The sequence below is a fragment of the Streptomyces sp. NPDC059477 genome (genome assembly GCF_042749375.1).
Classification (GTDB): Bacteria; Actinomycetota; Actinomycetes; order Streptomycetales; family Streptomycetaceae; genus Streptomyces.
Map to the genome: position 1 here is coordinate 17,212 of NZ_JBHYUG010000001.1, position 22,766 is coordinate 39,977.

Here is a 22,766-nt window from a genome sequence, read left to right on the forward strand (position 1 = left end):
GGGGTGGGGGGGGTCTGTGTGTGTGGGGGGGGGGGGGGGGGGGTGTGTGAGCGCTCGCGCCCGGCGGGGGGGGGGGGGGGGGGGGGGTGGCCCGCCCACCCCCCCCCCCCGCCCCTGGGGAGAGTGGCGGCTGCGCCGCCTACCCCAGGGTGCTCTGGAAAGGCGTTTTCGTCGTTCGGGGCGTTGCTGGGAGAATGGGGGGTCGGCCGGTGACCGTACCCGGCCTCCTCTGGAGTAGAAGAAGGGCGTGCCGATCGTGGGGCAGAGCATCGAGACCGGCGACTGGGTCTCCCGGTTCGCGGATGACGTCATCGAGGAATCGGAACGTCGGGCCCCTGGCAAACCCGTTGTCGTCGCGTCGGGGCTGTCGCCCTCCGGGCCCATCCACCTGGGGAATCTGCGGGAGGTCATGACGCCGCACCTGGTGGCGGACGAGCTGCGGCGGCGGGGGTATCAGGTCCGCCATCTGATCTCCTGGGACGACTACGACCGGTACCGCAAGGTGCCCGCCGGGGTCGCCGGGGTGGACGAGAGCTGGGCCGAGCACATCGGCAAGCCGCTGACCTCGGTGCCCGCGCCGAACGGGTCCCCGTATCCGAACTGGTCCGAGCACTTCAAGGCGGCCATGGTCGACTCGCTCGCCGAGATGGGCGTGGAGTTCGACGGCATCAGCCAGACGGCGCAGTACACCTCGGGGGTCTACCGCGAGCAGATCCTGCACGCGATGCGGCACCGCGCGGACATCGACGCCATCCTCGACCAGTACCGGACCAAGCCCAAGGCCGCCAAGAAGCAGCAGTCGCAGAAGCCGCTGGACGAGGCCGAGGTGGAGGCCGCCGAGGGATCGGGCGCCGCGGCCGAGGACGACGGCTCCTCCGGCTCCGCCGGGTACTTCCCGTACAAGCCGTACTGCGGCAACTGCGGCAAGGACCTGACGACCGTCACCTCCTACGACGACGCCAGCACCGAGCTGACGTACTCCTGCGGGGCGTGCGGCTTCGCGGAGACCGTCCGGCTCAGCGAGTTCAACCGCGGCAAGCTGGTCTGGAAGGTCGACTGGCCGATGCGCTGGGCCTACGAGGGCGTCGTCTTCGAGCCCAGCGGCGTCGACCACTCCTCACCCGGCTCCAGCTTCCAGGTCGGCGGGCAGATCGTCGGGATCTTCGGCGGCGAGCAGCCCATCGGGCCGATGTACGCCTTCGTCGGGATCTCCGGCATGGCCAAGATGTCGTCCTCACGCGGCGGCGTGCCCACGCCCGCCGACGCGCTGAAGATCATGGAACCGCAGCTGCTGCGCTGGCTGTACGCCCGCCGCCGCCCCAACCAGTCCTTCAAGATCGCCTTCGACCAGGAGATCCAGCGGCTGTACGACGAGTGGGACAAGCTCGACGCCAAGGTCGCCGACGGTTCCGCCCTGCCGGGCGACGCCACCGGGCACGCGCGGGCCGTGGGCACCGCCGCCGGTGATCTGCCGCGCACCCCGCGCCCGATGCCGTACCGGACGCTCGCGTCCGTCGCCGACATCACCGCCGGGCACGCGGACCAAACCCTGCGCATCCTGTCCGAGCTGGACCCCGAGCAGCCGCTGGGCTCGCTGGACGAGGTCCGGCCGCGCTTCGACAAGGCCGAGGCGTGGATCAACACGCAGGTCCCCGCCGACCAGCGGACCATCGTGCGCGAAGAGCCCGACAGCGAACTGCTGAAGTCCCTCGACGACCGGGGCCGGGAATCCCTGCGGCTGCTGCTCGACGGGCTCGCCGGTCACTGGTCGCTCGACGGGCTGACCCATCTCGTCTACGGCGTCCCGAAGGTCCAGGCCGGATTCTCCGCCGACGCCACGCCCAAGGAACTCCCGGCCGAGATCAAGACCGCCCAGCGATCGTTCTTCGCCCTGCTCTACCACCTGCTCGTCGGCCGCGACACCGGTCCCCGGCTGCCGACGCTGCTGCTGGCGGTCGGGCAGGAGCGGGTGCGCGCGCTGCTCGGGGAGCAGGAGTAGCGTCCGGCGGTTGTGACGAGGGGGCGTCCGGTGTGTGCCGGGCGCTCCCTTCGTCGTACCGGGAGGTCGGGAAGTGCCGAGGGGCACTACGCGATGTGCTCGTCCTCCAGTTCCGCCATGTGGCGTTTCTGGAAGCGCAGGACCATGCGTTTGGCGTCCGCGTCCAGGAGGGGGACGCCGGAGGTCGTCTCCACGTCGCTGCTGAACTCGCGGGGGGTGGGGTAGCCGCTGCCGTTGCTGATCGACTGCTTGAAGATCAGGTAGAGGTCGTCCTCCGTGGGCTCGGCGGGTGCGGTGCCGCCGCCCTCGCCCAGTTCGCGGGTACGGCCGGGGCTCACCGGGATGGGGAAGGTGCCGGTGTCCTCCGGGGAGGGCGGGGGGTCCAGCGGGGGTTCCTCGAAGCGGGCCGCCTGCTCCTCGTAGCGCTGCTGTTCCTCGTACCACTCGGCGTACTGCTCGACGGGGTTGTACGTGGGGTCGTACGAACCGTTGTAGTCGACCTGTTTGGGGGCGACGAACCAGGGGTTGTGGGGGTCCGGGGCGTCCGGGCCGTCCGGGGGTTGGGGGTGCGGGGCCGTGCCCGGGGTGGCGGGGAGCCGGGTGTGCGGGGCGGGGTCCGGGGGGCTGGGCAGCTGGGCGTGTGCGGCGGGGTCCGGGGCGCTGGGGAGTTCGTGGCGCTGCTCGCTGGGAGGTGCCGCCCGCTGTGGGACGGGCGCCGCCCCGGCGGCACGACTGCCCGCAGCCATGTCGGGGGCGGGGGGGATCAGTGCCGGTTCTATTCCTGCTGCCGCCAGGCCCGCTGGGGCCGTGTCCGCCAGGGGGACGCCGTACTTGGCGAGGCGCAGCGGCATCAGGGATTCCACCGGGGCCTTGCGGCGCCAGGCCCGGCCGTAGCGGGAGCGGAGGCGGGCCTGGTAGACCAGGCGTTCCTGCTCCAGCTTGATCACCTGGTCGTAGCGGCGCAGCTCCCACAGCTTCATACGGCGCCAGAGCAGGAACGTGGGGATCGGGGAGAGCAGCCAGCGGGTGAGGCGGACGCCCTCCATGTGCTTGTCGGCCGTGATGTCCGCGATCCGGCCGATCGCGTGCCGGGCGGCCTCCACCGACACCACGAACAGGATCGGGATCACGCCGTGCATGCCCACGCCCAGCGGGTCCGGCCAGGCCGCCGCGCCGTTGAAGGCGATCGTCGCCGCCGTCAGCAGCCACGCCGTCTGGCGCAGCAGGGGGAACGGGATGCGGATCCAGGTCAGGAGCAGATCCAGGGCCAGCAGGACGCAGATGCCCGCGTCGATGCCGATCGGGAAGACGTAACTGAAGTTCCCGAAGCCCTTGTCGAGGGCCAGTTCACGGACCGCCGCGTAGGAACCCGCGAAGCCGATGCCCGCGATGATCACGGCACCGAAGACGACCACGCCTATGAGAACGCGGTGCGTCCGTGTCAGCTGAAGTGGCGCGGCCACCCGTACTCCCCTCCCACTGCTTGTCGTTGCGCGGGCAACAGAGTGGCACATGTGAGCGAAGGACGGGGTGCCGGTCTCCGGTCCGTGACTACTCCGGGACTACTCCGGCGTCAGGTCTGGGAGGAAGATGAGGTGGAGGAAGGGGAGGAAGCGGAGGAAGGGGACTTCTCTGAGGGGGAGTTGGAGGCCGAGCCGGACGGGTCGGTGCCCTCGGCGTTCGCCTTCGTCACCGATGTCACCGCCTCCTTCGCCGCCGCCTTCGCGTCCTTCAGCAGCTCGTCGGCGTCGGGGGTCTTGTCGCCCGCGAGACCGGCGCCGTTGTAGTCGAGCGTGACGACCACGTTCTCGATGCGGGCGACCACCGTCTGCTGCTTGAAGTCGCCCTCCTCCTTCTTCAGGTCGTAGCGCACGGCCGTCGCCTGCTCGCCGGTGCCGGTGAGCGGCTCCGCCTTCACGCTCTTCGCGCCCTGGACCGACTGGGCGTCCGCGACCTGCTGCTCGAAGTACTCCCGCGCGAGTTCATCGCCCGCGCCGCGCGTGATGTCCGACTCGAAGCGCAGCAGCGAGACGTTCAGCCAGCGGAACTGGGAGCCTTCGACGCCGTTGTTGTCGAGGCTGCTCCAGGAGCAGCTGGCCCGGGTCGTGATGTCGCTGGACGAGCCCTCCTTGCCCTTGCCGCCCTCCGGCACCAGGTCTTCGAGGGTCTTCTCCGTCAGTACGGCACAGGACTCGGGCAGTTGGCCGTACGCCGCCGGCTCCACGGTCGGGGACGGGCTCGCGGAGGGGGACGCGCTCCCGGACGGCTTCTGCGCGTCGTCGCCGCCGTCGTCGGAGCCGCCGGAGCAGGCCGCCGCCAGCAGCATCACGGGTACGGCCGCCGCCCCGAACAGGACCCTGGTCACCCGCCCGGCCCGCTTCTGGCTCCGGTCGGCTCGCTGTGCTCGTCGCTGCATGGGCTGCGTGGTTCCTTCACTCATGACGCTTGTGCTTCCTGCCATCGGATCGGGGTCCGAGGGGCCACGGTACGCGGTGAAGAACCGGTGTGAACCGGGTTCGGGCGCGTCGCGGGCATGGGTGTGGAACGCGTCACATGTCGTCAGCCGGACAGGGAATCCGCCAGCTGCGAGGCGAGATTCCGGGCCTTGTCCTGCATTTCCTCGCTGTCGGGGACCGTCCCGACGGTGGTCGGCTGCTCCTCGTACTCGATCGTCACGATCACGTTCGACGTGCGGAACGCCACAGTCACCTTGCGCTGCTCGCCCGTCGAACCGGAGTCGCTGAGCGCGTCGTCGACGAACGCCTCGTCCCCGAGGTCGTCGAGCGTGCGGGGCTGGAGGTCCGTGGGCGAGGAGGAAGGGGAGGGGGAGCTGTCCGACGGGGAGGACGTGGCGGATGCGGCGGCCGTGGCGGCCGTGGCGGCCGTGGAAGAGGGGGAGGGGGTCGAGGAGGGGGACGGGGAGCTGTTCGACGGGGAGGGCGGGGGGGCGCTCGACGGTTCGGGGAGGTCGGCGGCCAGTTGCTTGGCCGCGAAGAGCTGCTCGGCCTGAGTGGCGTCGCTGACCGTGGAGTCGTACGACACCACGCGCTCGAAATCGACCAGGAGATGGTCCGTCGCGGTGGCCGACTCGACCTTCCAGCGGCAGCCGACCTTGCGGTCCGTGTCGTACGTCAGGGTCGCCTCGCCCTCGTACGCCTGCTCGCGCTGCTGCTCGTCGGTGACCTCCTGGAGGCCGGGCAGCAGGGAGTCGAGGGTGTCGTCGCCGACCACGCCGCAGGGTTCGGGCAGGGTGCGGTAGCGGCCGGGCTCGGCGGCGGCGGTGGCCGTGCCGGGCTCGCCGGGGTTGGCGTTGTCGGACGCGCCGGTGTCGCCGGAGCCGCTGGTGCAGCCGGCCAGCAGGGCCGCGAGGAGTGCGGCGACGCCGGGTACGTACGCCTTCCGCTGCACGGTCAGGCTCCTCTCGACGGGGGCGGTACAGGGGGGTGACGGGGCGGGACTCCAGTGTCCCCGCTGGTTATTCGCTTGCTGCGCGGGGGTGGTCACTGGGGACAATGTGTATCGCACGCCGAGCCGTGAACGCCGGTCCGTTGTCCCTTTCCTAGACCTTGGCGCCGGTTTTGCGATCTGAGTCTTTTGTGGTTTTTCGGGGGTTGGGGGATGAAGTGTCGTATGTAGAGGTGCCGGGGGCGAAGGTTCCCATCCGGATGTGGGCCGACCCTGGGTCTGTTGAGGGCGGTGCGATGCAGCAGCTCCAGAATGTCGCGACGCTGCCCTGGATCAAGGGCCTCGCGGTGATGCCGGACGTGCACTACGGCAAGGGTGCGACGGTCGGGTCCGTGATCGCGATGCAGGGTGCGGTGTGCCCGGCGGCGGTGGGGGTCGACATCGGGTGCGGGATGTCCGCCGTGAAGACCTCCCTGACGGCCAATGACCTGCCCGGTGATCTGTCGCGGCTGCGGTCGAAGGTCGAGCAGGCGATTCCCGTGGGGCGGGGGATGCATGAGCGGGCCGTGGATCCGGGGCGGTTGCACGGGTTCGGGGCCGGGGGGTGGGCGGACTTCTGGGGGCGGTTCGATGATGTGGCCGAAGCGGTCAAATTCCGTCACGAACGGGCCGAGAAGCAGATGGGAACGCTCGGATCAGGAAATCATTTCATCGAAATATGCATAGACTCGGTCGATTCCGTGTGGCTGATGCTGCACTCCGGGTCCCGGAACATCGGCAAGGAACTCGCCGAGCACCACATCGGCGTGGCCCGGGGCCTCCCGCACAACCAGGGCCTCGTCGACCGTGACCTCGCGGTGTTCGTCGCGGACACCCCGCAGATGGGGGCCTACCGCAACGACCTGTTCTGGGCGCAGGAGTACGCCAGGTACAACCGCACGATCATGATGGCGCTCCTCAAGGACGTGATCCGCAAGGAGTTCAAGAAGGCCAAGCCGCTCTTCGAGCCGGAGATCTCCTGCCACCACAACTACGTGGCGGAGGAGCGGTACGAGGGCATGGACATGCTGGTGACCCGCAAGGGCGCGATCCGGGCCGGGTCCGGCGAGTTCGGGATCATCCCGGGCTCCATGGGCACGGGGTCGTACATCGTGAAGGGCCTCGGCAACGAGAAGTCCTTCAACTCGGCCTCGCACGGCGCCGGGCGCCGGATGAGCCGCAGCGCAGCCAAGCGGCAGTTCACGACGCGGGATCTGGAGGACCAGACGCGGGGCGTGGAGTGCCGTAAGGACTCCGGTGTCGTGGATGAGATCCCGTCCGCCTACAAGCCGATCGAGCAGGTCATCGACCAGCAGCGGGATCTGGTGCAGGTCGTGGCGAAGCTGAAGCAGGTCGTCTGTGTGAAGGGCTGATCGGGGGACCGCCGACCGTGCGCGGGCTGGCCGGTGGTCCCCCGTGTGTGCTCAGGACTCCCGGTACAGCTTCGTGTTCGAGGCCTGGGCCCTGGGGCGGACCACCAGCAGGTCGATGTTCACGTGGCTGGGGCGGGTGACCGCCCAGGTGATGGTCTCGGCCACGTCGTCGGCCGTCAGGGGCTCGGCCACGCCCTCGTAGACCTTGGCGGCGCGCTCGCTGTCGCCGCCGAAGCGGGTCAGGGCGAACTCGTCCGTCTTGACCAGGCCGGGCGCGATCTCGATGACCCGGACCGGGCGGCCGACGATCTCCAGGCGCAGGGTCTCGGCGAGGACATGGGCGCCGTGCTTGGCGGCGGCGTAGCCCGCGCCGCCCTCGTAGGTGCCGTGGCCGGCCGTGGAGGTGAGCACGACCACCGTGCCGTCGCCGCTCGCCTCCAGCCGGGGGAGCAGGGCCTGGGTGAGATGGAGGGTGCCCAGGACGTTCGTCTCGTACATCTGGCGCCAGTCGGCCGGGTCGCCGCTCTCCACCGGGTCCAGGCCCAGCGCGCCGCCCGCGTTGTTCACCAGGACGGCGATGGCCTTGAACGCGGTCGCGAACTCGTCCACGGCCGCGCGGTCGGTGACGTCCAGCGGGTAGGAGGTGGCTTCGCCGCCGGCTGCCGTGATCTCCTCCGCCAGAGCCTCGATGCGGTCCTTGCGGCGGGCCGTGAGGACCACGCGGTAGCCGGCCGCCGCCAGTTGACGGGCCGTCGCCGCGCCGATTCCGCTGCTGGCGCCGGTCACGATCGCGATGCGGGAGGGGGACATAGGTGCTCCTGGAGGAAGGCGGTGCGTGTGCGGTTCTGGCCAAGGATAGGAAGGGTGAGGGGGAGAGGAGGGAGAAGGGGATGGGGCGGTCCCGTCAGCGTCCCCTCGGCCTCCGTCAGGCTCCCTCGGCCTCCGTTGGACTCCCTCGGCCTCCGTTGGCGTTCCTCAGCCTCCGTTGCGCGGCGCCCACATGATGACGGCCATGCCCACCAGGCAGATCGCCGCGCCCGTGAGGTCCCAGCGGTCGGGGCGGTAGCCGTCCGCCACGGCGCCCCAGGCGATCGAACCGGCGACGAAGATGCCGCCGTACGCCGCCAGGATGCGGCCGAAGTGGGCGTCGGGCTGGAAGGTGGCGACGAAACCGTAGGCGCCCAGGGCCAGGACCCCGCCGGTGACCCAGAGCCAGCCGCGTTGTTCGCGGTACCCCTGCCAGACCAGCCAGGCGCCCCCGATCTCGAAGAGGGCGGCCACGACGAACAGGGCGGCTGAACGCAGGACGAGCATGGGGGCAGCCTCCCATGGGGGCGTGACGTGGTGACGAGGGGTGGGTGGGGGCGCGGGATCACCTGTTGGACGGCGACTGGCCGGGCGCGCTGCGTGGGATATGTACCGGTATCGTCGTTTTGTGGTGCCGATCGGGTGAGTGGGTGGTTCCGCGTGGTGGTGCAGTGGGTGCGGGGCGGGCTGGTGGCGGGGCTCGTCGCGGCCGGGGTGGTCGTGCAGGGCGCCTCGCCCGGTGTGGCCGCCGACGCCGGGCAGGCCGAGGCCGATCTCGCCTATCACGGGGCGGCCCTGATGAGCGCGGGCCGGGTCGATGTGCGGTTCGTCCCGCGTAATCACGGGCCCGCCGATGTGTCCGACGCGACCGTCCGGCTGACCTGGTCCGCGCCGCTCGCCGACCGGCAGGAGCTGCCCGCCGGGTGTGCCCGTTCGGGGGAGCGGGTGCTGCTGTGCCGTACCGGGGCGCTCGCCGCCGGTGATGTGGGCCAGGCGGTCGGGCTGCGGGTGTGGCTGCGGGAGGCGCCGACCGAGGTGCTGATGGAGTTCGACACGGTCTGGGGCGGCGGGGCGGTGGACCGGAACCGGGACAACGACCGGCAGCGGGTGCTGGTGCTCGACACCGGCGACACCTATTACTTCTGACGTCGCTCCCGGCACCGGGGACACCTGCCGCTCCTGACGTCCAGGACGTCTACTACAGGACTACGAGGAGCTGAGTGGCATGCGTGCTGTTGTGGTGACGGAGTTCGGCGGGCCCGAGGCGATCAAGGTCGTGGAGACGCCCGTGCCCGAGCCGGGGGACGGGCAGGTGCGGATCAAGGTCGGCGCCGCCGCGCTCAACCCGGTGGACGCCGCGGTGCGGGCCGGTGCCTTCGGCGGCCCGAGCGGCGGCGCGACGACCGGGTTCGGCTGGGACGCGGCCGGGACGGTGGACGCCGTCGGCGCGGGCGCCGAGTGGCGGCCGGGGGAACAGGTCGTGGCCCTGCACACCGGGTCGGTCAAGCCGCTGGGGACGCACGCGGAGTACGTCGTCGTGGATGCCGACGAGGTCGCGAAGGCGCCCGCCGGGGTGGACGCCGTGCACGCGGCCACGCTGCCGCTGAACGCCCTGACGGCGGCCGAGGCCCTGGATCTGCTGGGGCCCGGATGGTCGGGCTCGCTGCTGGTGACCGGGGCCGCGGGAGCGGTCGGCGGATACGCCGTGCAGCTCGCCGCCCAGCGCGGGACACCGGTGACCGGGTGGGCCCGCCCGGCCGACGAGGACCTGGTGCGCGCGCTGGGCGCGTCCGGTTTCACGACCGGCGGCGAGGGCTCCTACGACGCCGTGCTGGACGCCGCCGCTCTCGGCGGGGCGGCGATGGAGCGGGTCCGGGACGGCGGTGTGTACGTCGGGGTCCTGCCCGGCAGCGAGCCGGAGCCCGAACGCGGGGTACGGACCACCGCCGTCGCCGTGGCCACCGACGCGGCACAGCTGGCGGAACTGGTACGGCTGACGGACGACGGGGCGCTGACCCTGCGGGTCGCCGAGACCTACCCCCTGGCCGACGCCGCGAAGGCGCATGAGCGGCTGGCGGAGGGCGGGGTACGGGGGCGGATCGTGCTGGTGCCCTGAGGGGAGCGGGCGGGGGACGCACACCGTGGGCCCACGGCGGGGCGCGGGGCCGCCCTCGCTCTACTCCGGCCCCGCGTTCGCCGCGTATGCCGTCGGGGTCACCCCGACCGTGCCGGTGAAGTCCCGCACCAGGTGGGCCTGGTCGGCGTAGCCGAGGTCGGCCGCCAGGGTGGCCCAGTCGACGTTCCGGCGGGTTCCGGCCAGCTCCAGGGCGTCGTGGATGCGGTAGCGGAGGATCACCCACTTGGGGGCGACGCCCACGTACGCCGAGAAGAGGCGTTGCAGGGCCCGTACGGACAGATCCGCCAGGTCGGCGAGGTCGGTCACCCGGCGGACCGTGCGGTCGGCGCGGACGCGCCGGACCAGGTCCGCGGCGAGGTCGGCCTGGGGGTCGGGCTCGGGGGCGAGGGCGACGAGGAAGGCGTCCAAGGCGCCGAGGAGGAAGGCGTCCAGGGCGGCGAGGCGGGCGGTGGGGTCGGTGGGGCCAGCGGTATCGGGGGCGGCCTCGGGAGCCTCTGGAGTCGTCAGCGTGCGGGCCATGGTCCCGTTCGCCGCCGGGAAGACCGACTCCGCCGGGAGCACCTTTCCCGTCCAGTGGGTCGCCGGGGTGCCCGGGGCGTACGGGCGGAAGCCGCCGGGGCGGAACTTCACCCCGCACACCCGGCCCCGGCCGGTCAGTTTGCGGGTGTAGAGGCCGGTCGGGATGCCGGTCAGCTCGGCGTGGGGCGGGCCCTCGGCCTCGTCCCACTGGAAGGTCAGGTTGACCGACGGGTGCGGGACGATGTGCGTGGCGTAGGGCTCGGGCAGGTCCCAGTCGATCAGCCAGTACCGCTCCACATAGCGGCGCAGCTCGGGCGCGGGCAGGTGGCGGCGGAACCGTACGCGGGTCAGCAGCCCGGCCGGGTCGACGATCCCGCGGGTGTCGCGGCGGCGGGGTGCGGCGGCCATGTCCCGGATCGTACGGCCGGTCCGCTCGCGTATGCCGTTGCCCGTCGCGTTTCTTCAAGCCGGGGGCGGGTGCGGTTCCTACCGTCGGGGCATGGACAGCGAGAGTGTGAACGCGGGTGCGGTGGGTGCGTACGGCATCGGGGAACTGCTGGGCAGGGCGCGGGCGCGGGCCGTACCGGTGGTGCGGGGGCTGCCCGACGCGGTGCTCGACGCGCCCACGCCCTGTGCCCAGTACGACGTGAAGGCGCTGGTCAACCATGTTTTCCAGGTGGTGGTGGAGTTCCAGGAGCTGGCGGCGAAGGGGGCGGCGGACTTCTCCGGGGCGGTGCCCGATCTGGTCGGTGGGGAACCGGGGTGGCGGGAGCGGTTCGTGACGGAGACGGACCGGCTGGTGGCGGCCTGGGCGGCGCCGGGCGCGGAGGAGGGCACGGCGGGGGCCTGGGAGATGCCCGCGCGGGTCGTGGGGTCGATGGCGCTGCTGGATCTGACCGTGCACATGTGGGATCTGGCGCGGGCCACGGGCGGGGACTACCCGGTGGACGAGGAGCTGGCGCCGGTCGTGGCGCAGCTCACCGTGACGGTGGCGGGGCTGGCGCCGACCGCGCGGGCCTCGGGGGTGTTCGGGGAGCCGGTGGAGGTGGGCGAGGACGCCACGGCCTTCGAGCGGCTGCTGGGGCGGACGGGACGGGATCCGTACTGGCGGCCGGGGCTCGGTGGCCGGGAATAGCCGACATGGGGTCGTGGTTCTCTGGGTATAGTTGAACTGTAAACAACCTGGAGGGTGTGAGCGACCATGCAGTTCGGGATCTTCAGCGTCGGGGATGTCACCCCGGACCCGACCACGGGACGGACGCCGACCGAGCGCGAGCGGATCAAGGCCATGGTCGCCATCGCGCTCAAGGCCGAGGAAGTGGGCCTGGACGTGTTCGCGACCGGCGAGCACCACAACCCGCCCTTCGTGCCGTCCTCGCCGACGACCATGCTCGGCTACATCGCCGCCCGCACCGAGCGGCTGATCCTGTCCACGTCCACCACGCTGATCACCACCAACGACCCGGTGAAGATCGCCGAGGACTACGCGATGCTCCAGCACCTGGCCGACGGGCGCGTCGACCTGATGATGGGCCGCGGCAACACCGGACCGGTCTACCCCTGGTTCGGGCAGGACATCCGGCAGGGCATCAACCTCGCCGTCGAGAACTACGCCCTGCTGCGCAGGCTGTGGCGCGAGGACGTCGTCGACTGGGAGGGCAAGTTCCGTACGCCGCTCCAGGGCTTCACATCCACCCCGCGGCCCCTGGACGACGTACCGCCGTTCGTCTGGCACGGCTCGATCCGCTCGCCGGAGATCGCCGAGCAGGCCGCCTACTACGGCGACGGCTTCTTCCACAACAACATCTTCTGGCCGGCCGACCACACCAAGCGGATGGTCGAGCTGTATCGCAGGCGCTACGCGCACTACGGGCACGGGACGCCGGAGCAGGCGATCGTCGGGCTCGGCGGACAGGTCTTCATGCGGGCCCGGTCGCAGGACGCGGTGCGCGAGTTCCGGCCGTACTTCGACAACGCGCCGGTCTACGGGCACGGGCCCTCCCTGGAGGACTTCACCGAGCAGACCCCGCTGACCGTGGGCTCGCCGCAGCAGGTGATCGAGAAGACGCTGGGCTTCCGCGAGTACGCGGGTGACTACCAGCGCCAGCTGTTCCTGCTGGACCACGCCGGGCTGCCGCTGAAGACCGTCCTGGAGCAGCTCGACCTGCTCGGCGAGGAGGTCGTGCCGGTGCTGCGCAAGGAGTTCGCGGCGGGCCGCTCGGCGCAGGCGCCGGAAGCGCCCACGCACCCGTCACTGGTGGCGGCGGCGAAGGCCGAGCGGGCCGCCGACGCCGACGGGACCGAGAAGGACGGGACCGAGAAGGAGGTGAGCGCCGTATGAGGCTCGTCGTCGTGTCGGCGGGGCTGAGCGTTCCGTCGTCCACGCGGCTGCTGGCGGACCGGCTGGCGGCGGCGGTCGTGAAGGCCGCCGCGCCCGCCGCCCCGGTGGACGTGCGGGTGGTGGAGCTGCGGGAGCTGGCCGTCGAGATAGCGCACAACTTCACCAGCGGGTTCCCCGGCCGGAAACTGGCCGAGGCGCTGGACGCCGTGACGGGCGCGGACGGGCTGATCGTGGTCACGCCGGTGTTCACCGCGTCGTACAGCGGGCTGTTCAAGTCGTTCTTCGACGTGCTGGACAAGGACGCGCTGGACGGGAAGCCGGTGCTGATCGCCGCGACCGGTGGTACGGCCCGGCACTCGCTGGTGCTGGATCACGCGCTGCGGCCGTTGTTCTCGTATCTGCGGGCCGTGGTCCTGCCGACCGGGGTCTACGCGGCCTCGGAGGACTGGGGCGCGGAAGGGCTGGACGAGCGGATCGAGCGGGGCGGCGCGGAACTGGCCGCGCTCATGGCGGGCCTGTCGGCGCGAGCCGCGGGCACGGCCACGGGGTCGGGGCGGCCGTCGGTGAGCGGGCGCTCGCCCGAGCGGAGTCCGGCGGCGCTGACGGACGCGGCGTTCGAGGTGATCCCCTTCGAGCAGCGGCTTGCGGCGCTGGGGGAGGGGTGAGGCCAGGGATGCCGGGGTCGGTGGCCGGTGGCCGGTGGCCGGTGGCCGGTGGCCGGTGACCGGGTGACCGGTGACCGGTGACCGGTGACGTCGGTGTTCGTGACCGGGTGAGAGGCGAGTAAGAAGGCAACCCCGCGGGCGCATGACAAGGTGTGCGCCCTCGGGGTTTTGTCACACTGGGTCCGTGGCTCCCACTGTGCTTCTCGCCGAGGACGACCGTGCAATCCGACATGCCCTGGAGCGTGCCCTCACCCTGGAGGGCTACCGGGTCACCGCGGTCGCCGACGGGGTGGAGGCGCTGGCCAGCGCCCATCGCACCCCGCCGGACGTCCTGGTGCTGGACGTGATGATGCCCGGCATCGACGGCCTCCAGGTCTGCCGGGTGCTGCGCGCCGAGGGCGACCGGACGCCGATCCTGATGCTGACCGCGCTGGTGGAGACCCAGGACCGGATCGCGGGCCTGGACGCGGGCGCGGACGACTACGTGGTCAAGCCGTTCGACGTCGAGGAGGTCTTCGCGCGGCTGCGGGCGCTGTTGCGGCGGACCAGCGGGGGTGAGGGCAATGGGGAGTGGGGCGGCGGTGGTGGCAGTGGCGGTGGTGGCAGTGGCGGTGGTGGTGGCGCGGAGGGCGCGGCCGGTGCCGGTGCCGGGCCCGGGGCCGTGGCGGCCGTCGGTCCGGAGGGGACCGCCGGTCCCGCGGCGGCCTCCGTACCCGCCGCACCCGGTGTACCCGCCGCGCCTGGCGTACCCGCTGGAGCCGCCGCCCCCGGCGGAGCCGACCGCTTCTCCGCCATCGCCGCCCGGCAGCTCACGGCCGCCGGGCTGCGGATGGACCCCGAGGCGCGCCGGGTGTGGCGCGGGCAGCGGGAGCTGGAACTGACCCGGACCGAGTTCGAGCTGCTGGAACTGCTGGTCCGCAACGAGGGGATCGTCCTCGACCACACCACGATCTACGACCGTATCTGGGGCTACGACTTCGGACCCGGCTCCAAGAATCTCGCCGTCTACGTCGGCTATCTGCGCCGCAAGCTCGATGAGCCGGGCGCCCCACAGCTGATCCACACGGTCCGTGGGGTGGGCTACGTGCTCCGGGAGGACTGAGTGTGCCTCGGCCGCCCCGGGCGGCTGACCCGGCTGCTGTCGTTGCGGACCACGTTCGCGGTGTCGTTCGCGCTGGTGGCCGCCGCCGTCACGGTCCTGGTCGGGTTCCTGTCCTACAGCTCCGCCGCGGGCCTGCTGCGGGTCGACAAGCAGTCCATCTTCGACGAGGTGGTCAGCGACCTCCAGGGCGAGGTGCGCGAGCAGCGGATGACCCCGCTGGACTTCTCCTCCTCGGCGCCCGGTCATGATCTGGTGCGCCCGGCCCGTACGGATGTGCAGGTGCTGGGGCCGGACGGCGGCGTCGTCGACAAGGGCAGCCCCGGGCTGCCGGTGACCGGCGCGGACCGGGAGATCGCGGGGGCGGCGGACGCCGGGCGGCTCGTCGTGCACAAGGACATCGACGTCGGTGGCGATGTGTACCGGATAGCCACCGTCGCGCTGGGCGACGGGCGGGGCGCGGTGCAGGTGGCGCAGGAGTTCAGCGACACCGAGGATCTGCTGCGCAACCTCCAGCAGCGGACCCTGCTGCTGATGCTGGCGGTGGTGACCGCCGCCGGGCTGTTCGGCTGGTGGCTGGCCCGGCGGATCACCCGCCGCCTGGTGATGCTCACCTCCGCCGCCGAGGCGGTCGCCCGCACCCGGCGGCTCGGCATCGACGTACCCGTGGCCGGGAGCGACGAGGTGGGACGGCTGGGCCGGGCCTTCGACCGGATGCTGGGCCGGCTCGCCCAGTCGGAGGACGATCAGCGGCGGCTGGTGCAGGACGCCGGGCACGAACTGCGCACCCCGCTCACCTCGCTCCGTACCAATATCTCCCTGCTCCGCCGGATCGACGAGCTGCCGCCCGGCGCCCGGGAGGAGCTGGTGACCGATCTCGGTGACGAGGCACGGGAGCTGACCGACCTGGTGAACGAGCTGGTGGACCTCGCCGCCGGGCAGTCCGACACCGAGCCGCCGCAACGCGTCGACCTCGCCGAACTCGCGGAGGACGTGGCGGGGGCGACCCGGCGGCGCACCGGGCGGCCGATCGTGGTGCGGGCCAGCGGCGACACGTCGGCCCTGGGACGGCCGCAGATGCTGACCCGGGCGCTGACGAACCTGGTCGAGAACGCGGCCAAGTTCGACCGGGGCGGGAGCATGCCGATCGAGATCGTCGTCGCCGGTCCCGCGCGGCCCGGCACCGTGCAGGTGGAGGTGCTGGACCGGGGGCCGGGCGTCGCGGACGCCGACCTCCTGCGGATCTTCGACCGCTTCTTCCGCGCCGCCGACGCCCGCGCCCTGCCGGGGTCGGGCCTTGGCCTGTCGATCGTGCGGGAGGTGGCGCTGGCGCACGGGGGCGCGCCGTTCGCCCATCGGCGGGAGGGCGGGGGGTCGGTCATCGGGTTCACGGTGAGCGGGGGGCTGGGGGAGGAGGGCGGGGACGGGGAGGAGGAGTGACGCCAGGCGTCGGACAGGGGTGTTCTACGACGGGTCCGTGGGCCGGGACTACGAGACCGGTCCCTGTGCCCGGTAGCCCGACACCCCCTCCTGCCCCATGGCCGCCGTCAGCGTCACGTACAGCGGGCCGCCCGCCGCGAAGGCGTCGGTGATCTCCGTGCCCAGCGGGCCGTCCGGCAGCGGGATGTCCTCCTTGGCCTCGCCCGTGGTCTCCACCAGCAGCGACAGCCGCCCGTCGGTGATGTCCCGCAGGAGGTACTGGGTGCGGGTGACGACCGGCACCTCCACGGACGCGTCCGGGCGGTAAGTGGCCTCGTACGGGGTGTGGGTGAAGATGCAGACGCCGGTGAGGCGGACGGCCTCCCGGTCGATGGAGACCGTCGAGATCCGGGCCGGATGCCCGTGCAGCAGGGCGTAGCCGTTGGGCCGCAGCCGGGTGGCCGGGGTGCGGTAGGTCGTCGGCCCCGCAGGGTGAATCGTCGTTGCCGCTGTTGCCGTGCGTACGTCCATCTCGCTCATTCCGCGCCTCTCGACCAGCCGGACCGTCGGACAACTGGCGGGGCCGGATGGCTCGTTCCGTCGGAGCGCCCCGCGCCGCATGGCCAACGAGCGGAGGCCCGGGGAGGCTACGACACCGTCCGCCACCCGGTGCCGTCCGGCCCATCCGACGGTGACCGGCCCTTGCGGAGTGCGGCGTCCGGCGTCGAGAATCTCCCATCGGTCTAGACCTTTCTGCGCCGTGAGGGATTCCGCGACCGCCCCAGTGGGCAGACGTGTTGTGGATCACGTGCGTGGAACTGAGCGCCGGGCGGGGTGCCGCCCGTACTCAGGCACAGGACCTCGGAGCGGATGCCCGGACGCGGATGCGAGGATGAGGCGCCATGGTCGCAGGGTGGTGTTCTCGCACGGTACGGGCCGCGTTGTTCGCGGCCGTCTGTGTGCTGCTCGCCGCCCTGGGCCACGTGATGATGTCCGGCACCCAGGTGCCCGGCTGGACACTCGCCCTCGCCCTGGGGGCGACCGGCGGCATCGGATGGTGCCTCGCCGGGCGTGAGCGGGGCCTCGCCCTGGTCGTGAGCGTCGCGGTCGTCACCCAGACCCTGCTGCACACCGGCTTCTCGCTGGCGCAGTCCGCCGTGGGGGGTGGGGCCTCCGGAGCCGAGGCCATGGACATGAGCCATATAGGGCACGTGTCCATGGGGGGCATGGGGTCGATGGACACGGCCGGCTCGACGGCCTCGAACGGCGCCATGGACGCGATGGGCGCCCTCGGTCATCTCGCGCACCTGGGGCACTCCGACGACGGCTCCTCCTCGCTCGGGATGTACGCCGCCCACCTGCTCGCCGCCCTGCTCAGCGGGGTGTGGCTGGCGTTCGGGGAGCGGGCCGTCTTCCGCATCCTGCGTACCGTCGCCGGATGGCTCGCCGCGCCCCTGCGGCTGCTGTTCGGGCCGCTGCCGGTCACGGCCGAGCCGCCCTCCCTCCGGCCGCGCCGCGATGACTCCGGCCGCGCACCGCGCTCGCTGCTCCTCGTCCACTCGATCACCTCTCGGGGACCGCCCGCGGGGACCGCTGTCGCCTGACGACAGTCGGTTCGCCCGGGGCCACGGCTGACCGCCGCCCGGGTCATGGTCGTACGCCCGCGTTGGTCGCTGCTTCCTTCTTTCTCTCTTCCTTCCGTCCCTGCCGTGGCGTACGGCCCTTCCCGCTCACCACGTGACACCGGACCGCCCGCGTTCTCGCGCGCCCGCGGCCCGGCGTCCGGCATACCCGAGAAGGAAACGACAGGTGATCACCCCCATCGAGGTCCCCCGTGGCAGATCCGCGCAGTTCGACGACGTGACGACGGCCCTCGCCCTCGCCGCCCGGGGCGGCGACGCCCTCGCCGTCGAACGGTTCGTGCGCGCGCTCCACCGCGATGTGCTGCGTTACGTCGCCCACCTCTGCGCCGATCCCCAGGCCGTGGACGATCTCGCCCAGGACACCTTTCTGCGGGCCCTCGGCAGTCTGCACCGGTTCGAGGGGCGTTCCTCGGCCCGCGCCTGGCTGCTGTCCATCGCCCGGCGGGCCGTCATCGACAGCTACCGGTACGCCGCCGCCCGGCCCCGGCCGTCGGACACCGCCGACTGGCAGCTCGCCATCGAACGCGCCCAGCCGCGCGGACTGCCCGGCTTCGACGACGGCATAGCGCTGCTGGATCTGCTGGCCGCGCTGCCGGACGAGCGCCGCGAGGCGTTCGTCCTCACCCAACTCCTCGGACTGCCCTACGCGGAGGCCGCCGAGGTCAGTGGCTGCCCCGTCGGCACCGTCCGCTCCCGGGTCGCCCGCGCCCGGGCCACTCTGACGGCCCTGCTGGAGCAGGCGGAGGGACGTGAGGGATGCGAGGGGCGCGCGGGGGCGGCGGGAGAGGCGGTTGCCGGGCCCGGCGCCGAGCCGGTCGCCGCGCCGGAGGCGGAGGGCGTCGTGCCGCCGCTGGTGCTCACGGCGGCCTGACCGCGAGGGGAGCGCACCGGTACGGGGGCATCCACATCCCGGCCGGTGCCGCTCCCGCCCCTCCCCGACCTCGCCTTTGCCATCTCTTTACAACGCTGCCCGTCCCCGGTTCGTCTCTCCGCTCGATCCGTCACATCGGCCGCCCCCGGTCTCAGTCATCCACACCACCGGGGGCGGCCCGACGAAAGAGAGCGAACCGATGCGCCGAACCGTCCTCAGTGCCGTGGCACTCCTGTGCACCGCCGTTTTCATGGGCGCCGCCCCCGCCTTCGCCACCGACCCGACCCCGGCCCCCACCCCGTCCGTCTCGGTCCCGCCGAGTGACGCCCCGAGCGACGCCCCGAGCGATGCCCCCAGTGCCGAGCCCAGCGTCTCCGCCACCCCCACCGAGGCGCCGACCGCCACGCCCAGCGACGCCCCGGCGCCGAGTGCGGAGCCGGGTCAGGTCCAGGTCGTGCCCAGTGGTGCCCCCGACACCGGGGTGCTGCCCGTGGGCGGTCCGGGCTCCGGGGCATGACCTCGCGGCTCTCCCGGCGCGCGTTCGCCCTCGCGGCCGGCGCCACGACGGCCACGCTCCTCTCCGGGTGCGGGGGCGGCGGGCAGCGGCAGCAGACGGACAAGGAGACCGAGAACGCGGCCGGGGGCAGCGCCGCGTCCGCTGCCCAGGGCGGCGCGGCCCCCGTCCGGCTGCGCATCCCGGCGATCGAGGTCGACACCCCCGTCATCCGGCTGGGGCTGGAGCCCGACGGGACCGTGGAGGTGCCGCCGGTCACCGAGCACGACCGGGCCGGCTGGTACGAGCACTCCCCGGCGCCGGGTCAGCTCGGACCCTGCGTCCTGCTCGGCCATGTCACCGTCGGTGAGTTCGGCGACGGTGTCTTCCGCGACCTCGGCCGGCTGCGCCGCGGCGACCGGATCGAGGCACGGCTGGGGGACGGCACCGGGACCGAGTTCGCCGTCACCTCCCTGCGCACGGTCCGCAAGGACGACTTCCCGACCGACGAGGTGTACGGCGATGTGGACCGGCCCGAACTGCGGCTCATCACCTGCGGTGGGCCCCGTACCGGCGACAACGAGTACCGCGACAACGTGATCGTCTTCGCCGGGCCCAGCGCCGGGACGCCGTGAGCCGCACCGGTACGCGGCCCGGACCGGCTCCGTGCGCGGGAACGCGCGGGGCCGGTCCGGGCTCTTCGTCCGCGGAGACAGACCCCCCACGACCTTGGAGAACGTTGAAACGGTCCCGTGACAGCGCGGCGTCCGAGCTGTTCGCCGTCCTCTATCCGAGGCTGGCCGGCTGGTGCCGTCGGCTGGTCGACGACGACGAGACGGCGCACGAGATCGCGTCGGAGGCGTTCACCCGGCTGTGGGCGCGCTGGACCAAGGTCGAGGAGCCGCGCGGCTTCCTCTATGTCACCGCCGCGAACATCGTCCGGGACCACTGGCGCAAGACGGAGCGCGAGCGCCGGGCCGTCCGCCAGGTCACCCAGGAGGCGGCGGTCCGTCCGCACGCCGAACCGGCCGACCCGTCCGTACGGCTGCTCGTGCAGTCCCTGCCGGAGCGACTGCGGGTGCCGATCCTGCTGCACTACTACGCTGACATGCCGATCCGTGAGGTGTCCGCGCTGACCGGGCGCAAGGAAGGGACCGTCAAGGCCGATCTGCACGCGGCCCGCGAACTGCTCCGCGTCCACCTGAGGAGAAGCCTTGACCACACGCTTTGACGGGGAACCGGAGCCGGGGGGTGGCGGGTCCGGTGACCACCATGGGTCCGGTGACCACCATGGGTCCGGTGACGTCGGTCGGTCCGGGGACGGCTTTCGTCTCGGGGCGGGTGATCGTTTCGGGGACGATGTTCCGTTCGGGGAGGGGCGGTTCGTGCGGGGTGGTCTGTTCGGGGGGGACCCGCAGGGGGACGGGGCGTCGGACGACGATCCGCTCGCCGTGATTCTGCGGCCCGCCGCCGGTGATCGTCTCGCCCCGCCGCCGGGCCGTTACGAGACCATCCGTCGCGGCGCCGCGCGCCGCCGGATGCTGCGGGTCGCCGCCGGTGCCGGGCTGGCCTGTGCCGTCGCCGCCCTGATCGCCCTGCCGGTCTACCAGCGGACGATCCCCGACACCCCCCGGCAGCCGACCGTGCCGCTGGCGCCGCCCGGGCCCACGCCCGGCACCTCCACGCCGATGCCCTCCCCTTCCGCCTCCGCCCCGCCGTCCCCGGCACCTTCCGGCGCCCCTCCCTCCGATCCCTCCGACATGGTCACCCCGGGGCCCTCGACCTCCACCCCGATGCCGAATCCGACGCCGACCGAGATGTCCACCTCCCCGGCGGCGGACCGGGCCGGCCCCAGCTCCGTCCCCGGCCTGGGCACCCCGTCGCCCGGGTGACGACCGGCCTCACGCCGGGTACGCGTGGGTCTGGGCCGCCTTCACCGACGCCCACACCCGTACCCCCGGCCGCAGGTCCAGCTCCGCCGCAGAGACCGTCGTCAGATCGGCCAGCAGGGACAGGTCCCCGGTCAGCGCCGCCCGGAACTGGTCGCCGTGGGTCTCCATCCCCGTCACCTCGCAGTGCCAGAGATTGCGCGCGCTCGCGCCGGTCGGGCGGTCCCGGTGCAGGGTGACGGCGGTGGGCGGGAAGGCGACGAAGACCGGGCCGGTGAGGTCCTCGGTGGTGACGATGTCGGCAGCCGCGGTGCCGTGCCCGTCGCCGCCGCCGTCCACCCGTACCGTGTGGCCCTGTGCCCGGCCCCGGTACAGGTTGAGGCCCACCAGATGGGCGATGTAGTCCGTGCGCGGGTGGCGGGCGATGTCGCGGGGGGCGCCCTGCTGCACGATCCCGCCGTCCTCGATCACGATGAGATGGTCGGCGAGGACCATCGCGTCCAGCGGATCGTGGGTGACGAGTACGGCGACCGCCTCGAAGTCGGCGAGATGGCCCCGGAGCTGGGCGCGGACGTCGAGACGGGTGCGGGCGTCCAGGGCGGCGAGGGGCTCGTCCAGGAGCAGCAGCCGGGGCTGGGTGGCCAGGGCGCGGGCCAGCGCGACCCGCTGGGCCTGACCGCCCGACAGCTTGCGCGGCTTCTTGCCGGTGTGGTCGGCGAGGTCCATCCGGCGCAGCAGCTCGGCCGCCCGCGCGCGGGCCTCCGCCTTGCCGACGCCGTGGCAGCGCGGGCCGAAGGCCACGTTGTCCAGCGCGGAGAGATGCGGGAACAGGAGATAGTCCTGGAAGACCACGCCGACCGGGCGGGACTCCGGCGGCGTACGGTCCAGTTCCCGGCCGTCCAGGCGCAGATGGCCGCCGCTGAGCGGGACCAGCCCGGCCAGCGCGCGCAGGGCGGTGGTCTTGCCCGCGCCGTTCGGGCCGAGCAGCGCGACCACATCGCCGGGTGCCGCCGTCAGCGTCACGTCCAGCCGGAAGGCGCCGCGCTCGACCACCAGCCGGGCGTCGAGTCCGGCGCCGGAGTCCCGGCCGGGAGGGGTGTCGGTCATGAGAGGGCCGTCCGGTCGGTCATGAGGGGGCCATCCAGCGGTCGCGGAGCCCGGCCAGGACCGCGATGGACACGGCCAGCAGGACCAGACTGAGGGCGATGGCCGCCTGCGGGTCGTTCTGGAGGGCGAGGTAGACGGCCAGGGGCATGGTCTGGGTACGGCCGGGGAAGTTCCCGGCGAAGGTGATGGTCGCGCCGAACTCGCCCAGCGCACGCGCCCACGCGAGCACCGCGCCGGCCGCGATGCCGGGGGCGATCAGCGGCAGCGTGACCCGGCGGAACGCCGTGAAGCGGGACGCGCCCAGGGTCGTGGCCGCCTCCTCGTAGCGCTGGTCGGCCGCGCGCAGCGTGCCCTCCACGCTGATGACCAGGAACGGCATCGCCACGAACGCCTCCGCGATCACCACGCCCGTGGTGGTGAACGGCAGGGTCAGCCCGAACCACTCGTCCAGATGGCGGCCGACGACCCCGTTGCGCCCCAGCGCCATCAGCAGGGCGACACCGCCGACGACCGGCGGCAGCACCAGCGGCAGCGTCACCAGGGCCCGGACCAGACCCCGGCCGGGGAACTCGACCCGGGCCAGCAGCCAGGCCAGCGGCACCCCGAACACCAGGCACACCAGCGTCGCCAGGGTCGCGCAGATCAGCGACAGCTGGAGCGCCTGCCACACCTCCGTACTGCTCAGCAGTTCCGGCATGTCCCGCCAGGGGGCGCGGATCAGCAGCGCGAGCAGCGGCAGCACCAGGAACACCAGGGCGACCAGCGCGGGCAGCAGCAGCGGCAGCGGGGCCCCGCGGCCGGGGCGGAGCGGCGTACGGCGGCGGGGGAACCGCGGCCCGCGCACGCGGCGGGGGGGGGGGGGGGGGGCGGGGCGGGGGGGGGGGGGGGGGGGCGCGGGGGGGGCGGGGGGGGGCCCCCGGGGGGGGGGGGGGGCGGGGCGGGGGGTCTTGGAGTGCGCAG

23 protein-coding genes and 1 pseudogene are annotated in these 22,766 nt (G+C 72.8%); 15 read left to right on the forward strand and 9 right to left on the reverse strand.

Features of this window, described 5'->3' with window-relative positions:
- The first annotated feature begins 247 nt into the window (after positions 1-247).
- Entirely contained in the window at positions 248-1,999 is a 1,752-nt protein-coding gene (lysS, locus tag ACFXAZ_RS00075; RefSeq protein WP_384582546.1) for a lysine--tRNA ligase, read from the forward strand.
- Between the two features lie 86 nt (positions 2,000-2,085).
- On the opposite strand, the gene ACFXAZ_RS00080 is transcribed toward lysS, so the two are convergent.
- The 3 genes from ACFXAZ_RS00080 to ACFXAZ_RS00090 form a co-directional block, all read right to left on the reverse strand.
- Complete coding sequence (locus ACFXAZ_RS00080; protein WP_384582549.1) at positions 2,086-3,462, reverse strand: DUF2637 domain-containing protein; 1,377 nt, start codon at positions 3,460-3,462, stop codon at positions 2,086-2,088.
- A 110-nt stretch (positions 3,463-3,572) separates the two neighbouring features.
- A complete protein-coding gene (locus tag ACFXAZ_RS00085) occupies positions 3,573-4,415 on the reverse strand; it encodes a DUF3558 family protein (RefSeq protein WP_384582552.1) in 843 nt (280 codons plus the stop codon).
- 143 nt (positions 4,416-4,558) lie between these two features.
- Positions 4,559-5,407, reverse strand: coding sequence for a DUF3558 domain-containing protein (locus ACFXAZ_RS00090; RefSeq protein ID WP_384582555.1), 849 nt, complete (start codon positions 5,405-5,407; stop codon positions 4,559-4,561).
- Between the two features lie 215 nt (positions 5,408-5,622).
- On the opposite strand from ACFXAZ_RS00090, the gene ACFXAZ_RS00095 reads away from it, so the two are divergent.
- Positions 5,623-6,816: an RtcB family protein gene (locus ACFXAZ_RS00095; protein WP_384582558.1), complete on the forward strand. Its 1,194-nt coding sequence runs from the start codon at positions 5,623-5,625 to the stop codon at positions 6,814-6,816.
- 51 nt (positions 6,817-6,867) lie between these two features.
- Here ACFXAZ_RS00095 and ACFXAZ_RS00100 read toward each other — a convergent pair whose 3' ends face one another.
- The gene (locus tag ACFXAZ_RS00100; protein ID WP_384582561.1) at positions 6,868-7,626 is read right to left on the reverse strand and encodes an SDR family NAD(P)-dependent oxidoreductase; all 759 of its coding nucleotides are present in this window, start codon (positions 7,624-7,626) and stop codon (positions 6,868-6,870) included.
- Positions 7,627-7,791: 165 nt separating this feature from the next.
- Positions 7,792-8,130: a YnfA family protein gene (locus ACFXAZ_RS00105; RefSeq protein ID WP_384582564.1), complete on the reverse strand. Its 339-nt coding sequence runs from the start codon at positions 8,128-8,130 to the stop codon at positions 7,792-7,794.
- A gap of 135 nt (positions 8,131-8,265) precedes the next feature.
- Between ACFXAZ_RS00105 and ACFXAZ_RS00110 the strand changes: the two genes are divergently transcribed.
- Both ACFXAZ_RS00110 and ACFXAZ_RS00115 read left to right on the forward strand, forming a co-directional pair.
- Positions 8,266-8,769, forward strand: a complete 504-nt coding sequence (locus ACFXAZ_RS00110) for a hypothetical protein (protein WP_384582567.1) — start codon at positions 8,266-8,268, stop codon at positions 8,767-8,769.
- Between the two features lie 79 nt (positions 8,770-8,848).
- Complete coding sequence (locus ACFXAZ_RS00115) at positions 8,849-9,739, forward strand: NADP-dependent oxidoreductase (RefSeq protein ID WP_384582570.1); 891 nt, start codon at positions 8,849-8,851, stop codon at positions 9,737-9,739.
- Positions 9,740-9,799: 60 nt separating this feature from the next.
- Here the strand turns inward: ACFXAZ_RS00115 and ACFXAZ_RS00120 are convergent, their stop codons facing one another.
- The gene (locus tag ACFXAZ_RS00120) at positions 9,800-10,687 is read right to left on the reverse strand and encodes a DUF6597 domain-containing transcriptional factor (protein WP_384582573.1); all 888 of its coding nucleotides are present in this window, start codon (positions 10,685-10,687) and stop codon (positions 9,800-9,802) included.
- Between the two features lie 91 nt (positions 10,688-10,778).
- Here ACFXAZ_RS00120 and ACFXAZ_RS00125 point away from each other — a divergent pair, with 91 nt between their 5' ends.
- The 5 genes from ACFXAZ_RS00125 (at position 10,779) to ACFXAZ_RS00145 (ending at position 15,824) form a co-directional block, all read left to right on the forward strand.
- On the forward strand, positions 10,779-11,414 hold the full coding sequence (locus tag ACFXAZ_RS00125) for a TIGR03086 family metal-binding protein (protein WP_384582576.1): 636 nt from the start codon (positions 10,779-10,781) through the stop codon (positions 11,412-11,414).
- Positions 11,415-11,480: 66 nt separating this feature from the next.
- Complete coding sequence (locus ACFXAZ_RS00130) at positions 11,481-12,620, forward strand: LLM class flavin-dependent oxidoreductase (protein WP_384582580.1); 1,140 nt, start codon at positions 11,481-11,483, stop codon at positions 12,618-12,620.
- Positions 12,617-13,285: an FMN reductase gene (locus ACFXAZ_RS00135; RefSeq protein ID WP_384582583.1), complete on the forward strand. Its 669-nt coding sequence runs from the start codon at positions 12,617-12,619 to the stop codon at positions 13,283-13,285. The genes ACFXAZ_RS00130 and ACFXAZ_RS00135 overlap by 4 nt, the downstream gene beginning before the upstream one ends.
- Before the next feature lie 184 nt (positions 13,286-13,469).
- The gene (locus ACFXAZ_RS00140; RefSeq protein ID WP_384582586.1) at positions 13,470-14,387 is read left to right on the forward strand and encodes a response regulator transcription factor; all 918 of its coding nucleotides are present in this window, start codon (positions 13,470-13,472) and stop codon (positions 14,385-14,387) included.
- Entirely contained in the window at positions 14,388-15,824 is a 1,437-nt protein-coding gene (locus ACFXAZ_RS00145) for an ATP-binding protein (protein ID WP_384582589.1), read from the forward strand.
- Between the two features lie 48 nt (positions 15,825-15,872).
- Here the strand turns inward: ACFXAZ_RS00145 and ACFXAZ_RS00150 are convergent, their stop codons facing one another.
- A complete protein-coding gene (locus ACFXAZ_RS00150; protein ID WP_384582592.1) occupies positions 15,873-16,343 on the reverse strand; it encodes a hypothetical protein in 471 nt (156 codons plus the stop codon).
- Positions 16,344-16,705: 362 nt separating this feature from the next.
- Here ACFXAZ_RS00150 and ACFXAZ_RS00155 point away from each other — a divergent pair, with 362 nt between their 5' ends.
- From ACFXAZ_RS00155 to ACFXAZ_RS00180, 6 genes and pseudogenes are all read left to right on the forward strand, one after another.
- A complete protein-coding gene (locus tag ACFXAZ_RS00155; RefSeq protein ID WP_384582594.1) occupies positions 16,706-17,407 on the forward strand; it encodes a hypothetical protein in 702 nt (233 codons plus the stop codon).
- A gap of 205 nt (positions 17,408-17,612) precedes the next feature.
- Positions 17,613-18,317 (forward strand): sigma-70 family RNA polymerase sigma factor, encoded by a 705-nt coding sequence (locus tag ACFXAZ_RS00160; RefSeq protein ID WP_384582596.1) that lies wholly within the window; start codon positions 17,613-17,615, stop codon positions 18,315-18,317.
- Positions 18,318-18,516: 199 nt separating this feature from the next.
- A pseudogene (locus ACFXAZ_RS00165) lies at positions 18,517-18,831 on the forward strand (sortase-dependent protein); the annotation flags it as partial.
- On the forward strand, positions 18,831-19,445 hold the full coding sequence (locus ACFXAZ_RS00170; protein WP_384582598.1) for a class F sortase: 615 nt from the start codon (positions 18,831-18,833) through the stop codon (positions 19,443-19,445). The pseudogene ACFXAZ_RS00165 and the gene ACFXAZ_RS00170, both read left to right, overlap by 1 nt.
- 104 nt (positions 19,446-19,549) lie before the next feature.
- Positions 19,550-20,041 carry an RNA polymerase sigma factor gene (locus ACFXAZ_RS00175; RefSeq protein WP_384582601.1) on the forward strand — a complete coding sequence of 164 codons (492 nt, stop codon included), beginning with the start codon at positions 19,550-19,552 and terminating at the stop codon, positions 20,039-20,041.
- Between the two features lie 154 nt (positions 20,042-20,195).
- Positions 20,196-20,702: a hypothetical protein gene (locus ACFXAZ_RS00180; protein ID WP_384582604.1), complete on the forward strand. Its 507-nt coding sequence runs from the start codon at positions 20,196-20,198 to the stop codon at positions 20,700-20,702.
- A gap of 9 nt (positions 20,703-20,711) precedes the next feature.
- On the opposite strand, the gene ACFXAZ_RS00185 is transcribed toward ACFXAZ_RS00180, so the two are convergent.
- The gene (locus tag ACFXAZ_RS00185) at positions 20,712-21,806 is read right to left on the reverse strand and encodes an ABC transporter ATP-binding protein (RefSeq protein WP_384582607.1); all 1,095 of its coding nucleotides are present in this window, start codon (positions 21,804-21,806) and stop codon (positions 20,712-20,714) included.
- A 19-nt stretch (positions 21,807-21,825) separates the two neighbouring features.
- Complete coding sequence (gene modB / locus ACFXAZ_RS00190; protein ID WP_384582610.1) at positions 21,826-22,650, reverse strand: molybdate ABC transporter permease subunit; 825 nt, start codon at positions 22,648-22,650, stop codon at positions 21,826-21,828.
- Positions 22,651-22,766: the final 116 nt, after the last annotated feature.

Excerpts from the sequence above, each read along its gene's own strand:
- ACFXAZ_RS00150 (WP_384582592.1), bottom strand. The coding sequence starts at position 16,343 with ATGAGCGAGATGGACGTACGCACGGCAACAGCGGCAACGACGATTCAC.
- ACFXAZ_RS00135 (WP_384582583.1), top strand. The coding sequence starts at position 12,617 with ATGAGGCTCGTCGTCGTGTCGGCGGGGCTGAGCGTTCCGTCGTCCACG.
- ACFXAZ_RS00170 (WP_384582598.1), top strand. The coding sequence starts at position 18,831 with ATGACCTCGCGGCTCTCCCGGCGCGCGTTCGCCCTCGCGGCCGGCGCC.
- ACFXAZ_RS00155 (WP_384582594.1), top strand. The coding sequence starts at position 16,706 with ATGGTCGCAGGGTGGTGTTCTCGCACGGTACGGGCCGCGTTGTTCGCG.
- ACFXAZ_RS00125 (WP_384582576.1), top strand. The coding sequence starts at position 10,779 with ATGGACAGCGAGAGTGTGAACGCGGGTGCGGTGGGTGCGTACGGCATC.
- ACFXAZ_RS00100 (WP_384582561.1), bottom strand. The coding sequence starts at position 7,626 with ATGTCCCCCTCCCGCATCGCGATCGTGACCGGCGCCAGCAGCGGAATC.
- ACFXAZ_RS00105 (WP_384582564.1), bottom strand. The coding sequence starts at position 8,130 with ATGCTCGTCCTGCGTTCAGCCGCCCTGTTCGTCGTGGCCGCCCTCTTC.
- ACFXAZ_RS00185 (WP_384582607.1), bottom strand. The coding sequence starts at position 21,806 with ATGACCGACACCCCTCCCGGCCGGGACTCCGGCGCCGGACTCGACGCC.
- ACFXAZ_RS00085 (WP_384582552.1), bottom strand. The coding sequence starts at position 4,415 with ATGCAGCGACGAGCACAGCGAGCCGACCGGAGCCAGAAGCGGGCCGGG.
- ACFXAZ_RS00130 (WP_384582580.1), top strand. The coding sequence starts at position 11,481 with ATGCAGTTCGGGATCTTCAGCGTCGGGGATGTCACCCCGGACCCGACC.
- ACFXAZ_RS00120 (WP_384582573.1), bottom strand. The coding sequence starts at position 10,687 with ATGGCCGCCGCACCCCGCCGCCGCGACACCCGCGGGATCGTCGACCCG.
- ACFXAZ_RS00115 (WP_384582570.1), top strand. The coding sequence starts at position 8,849 with ATGCGTGCTGTTGTGGTGACGGAGTTCGGCGGGCCCGAGGCGATCAAG.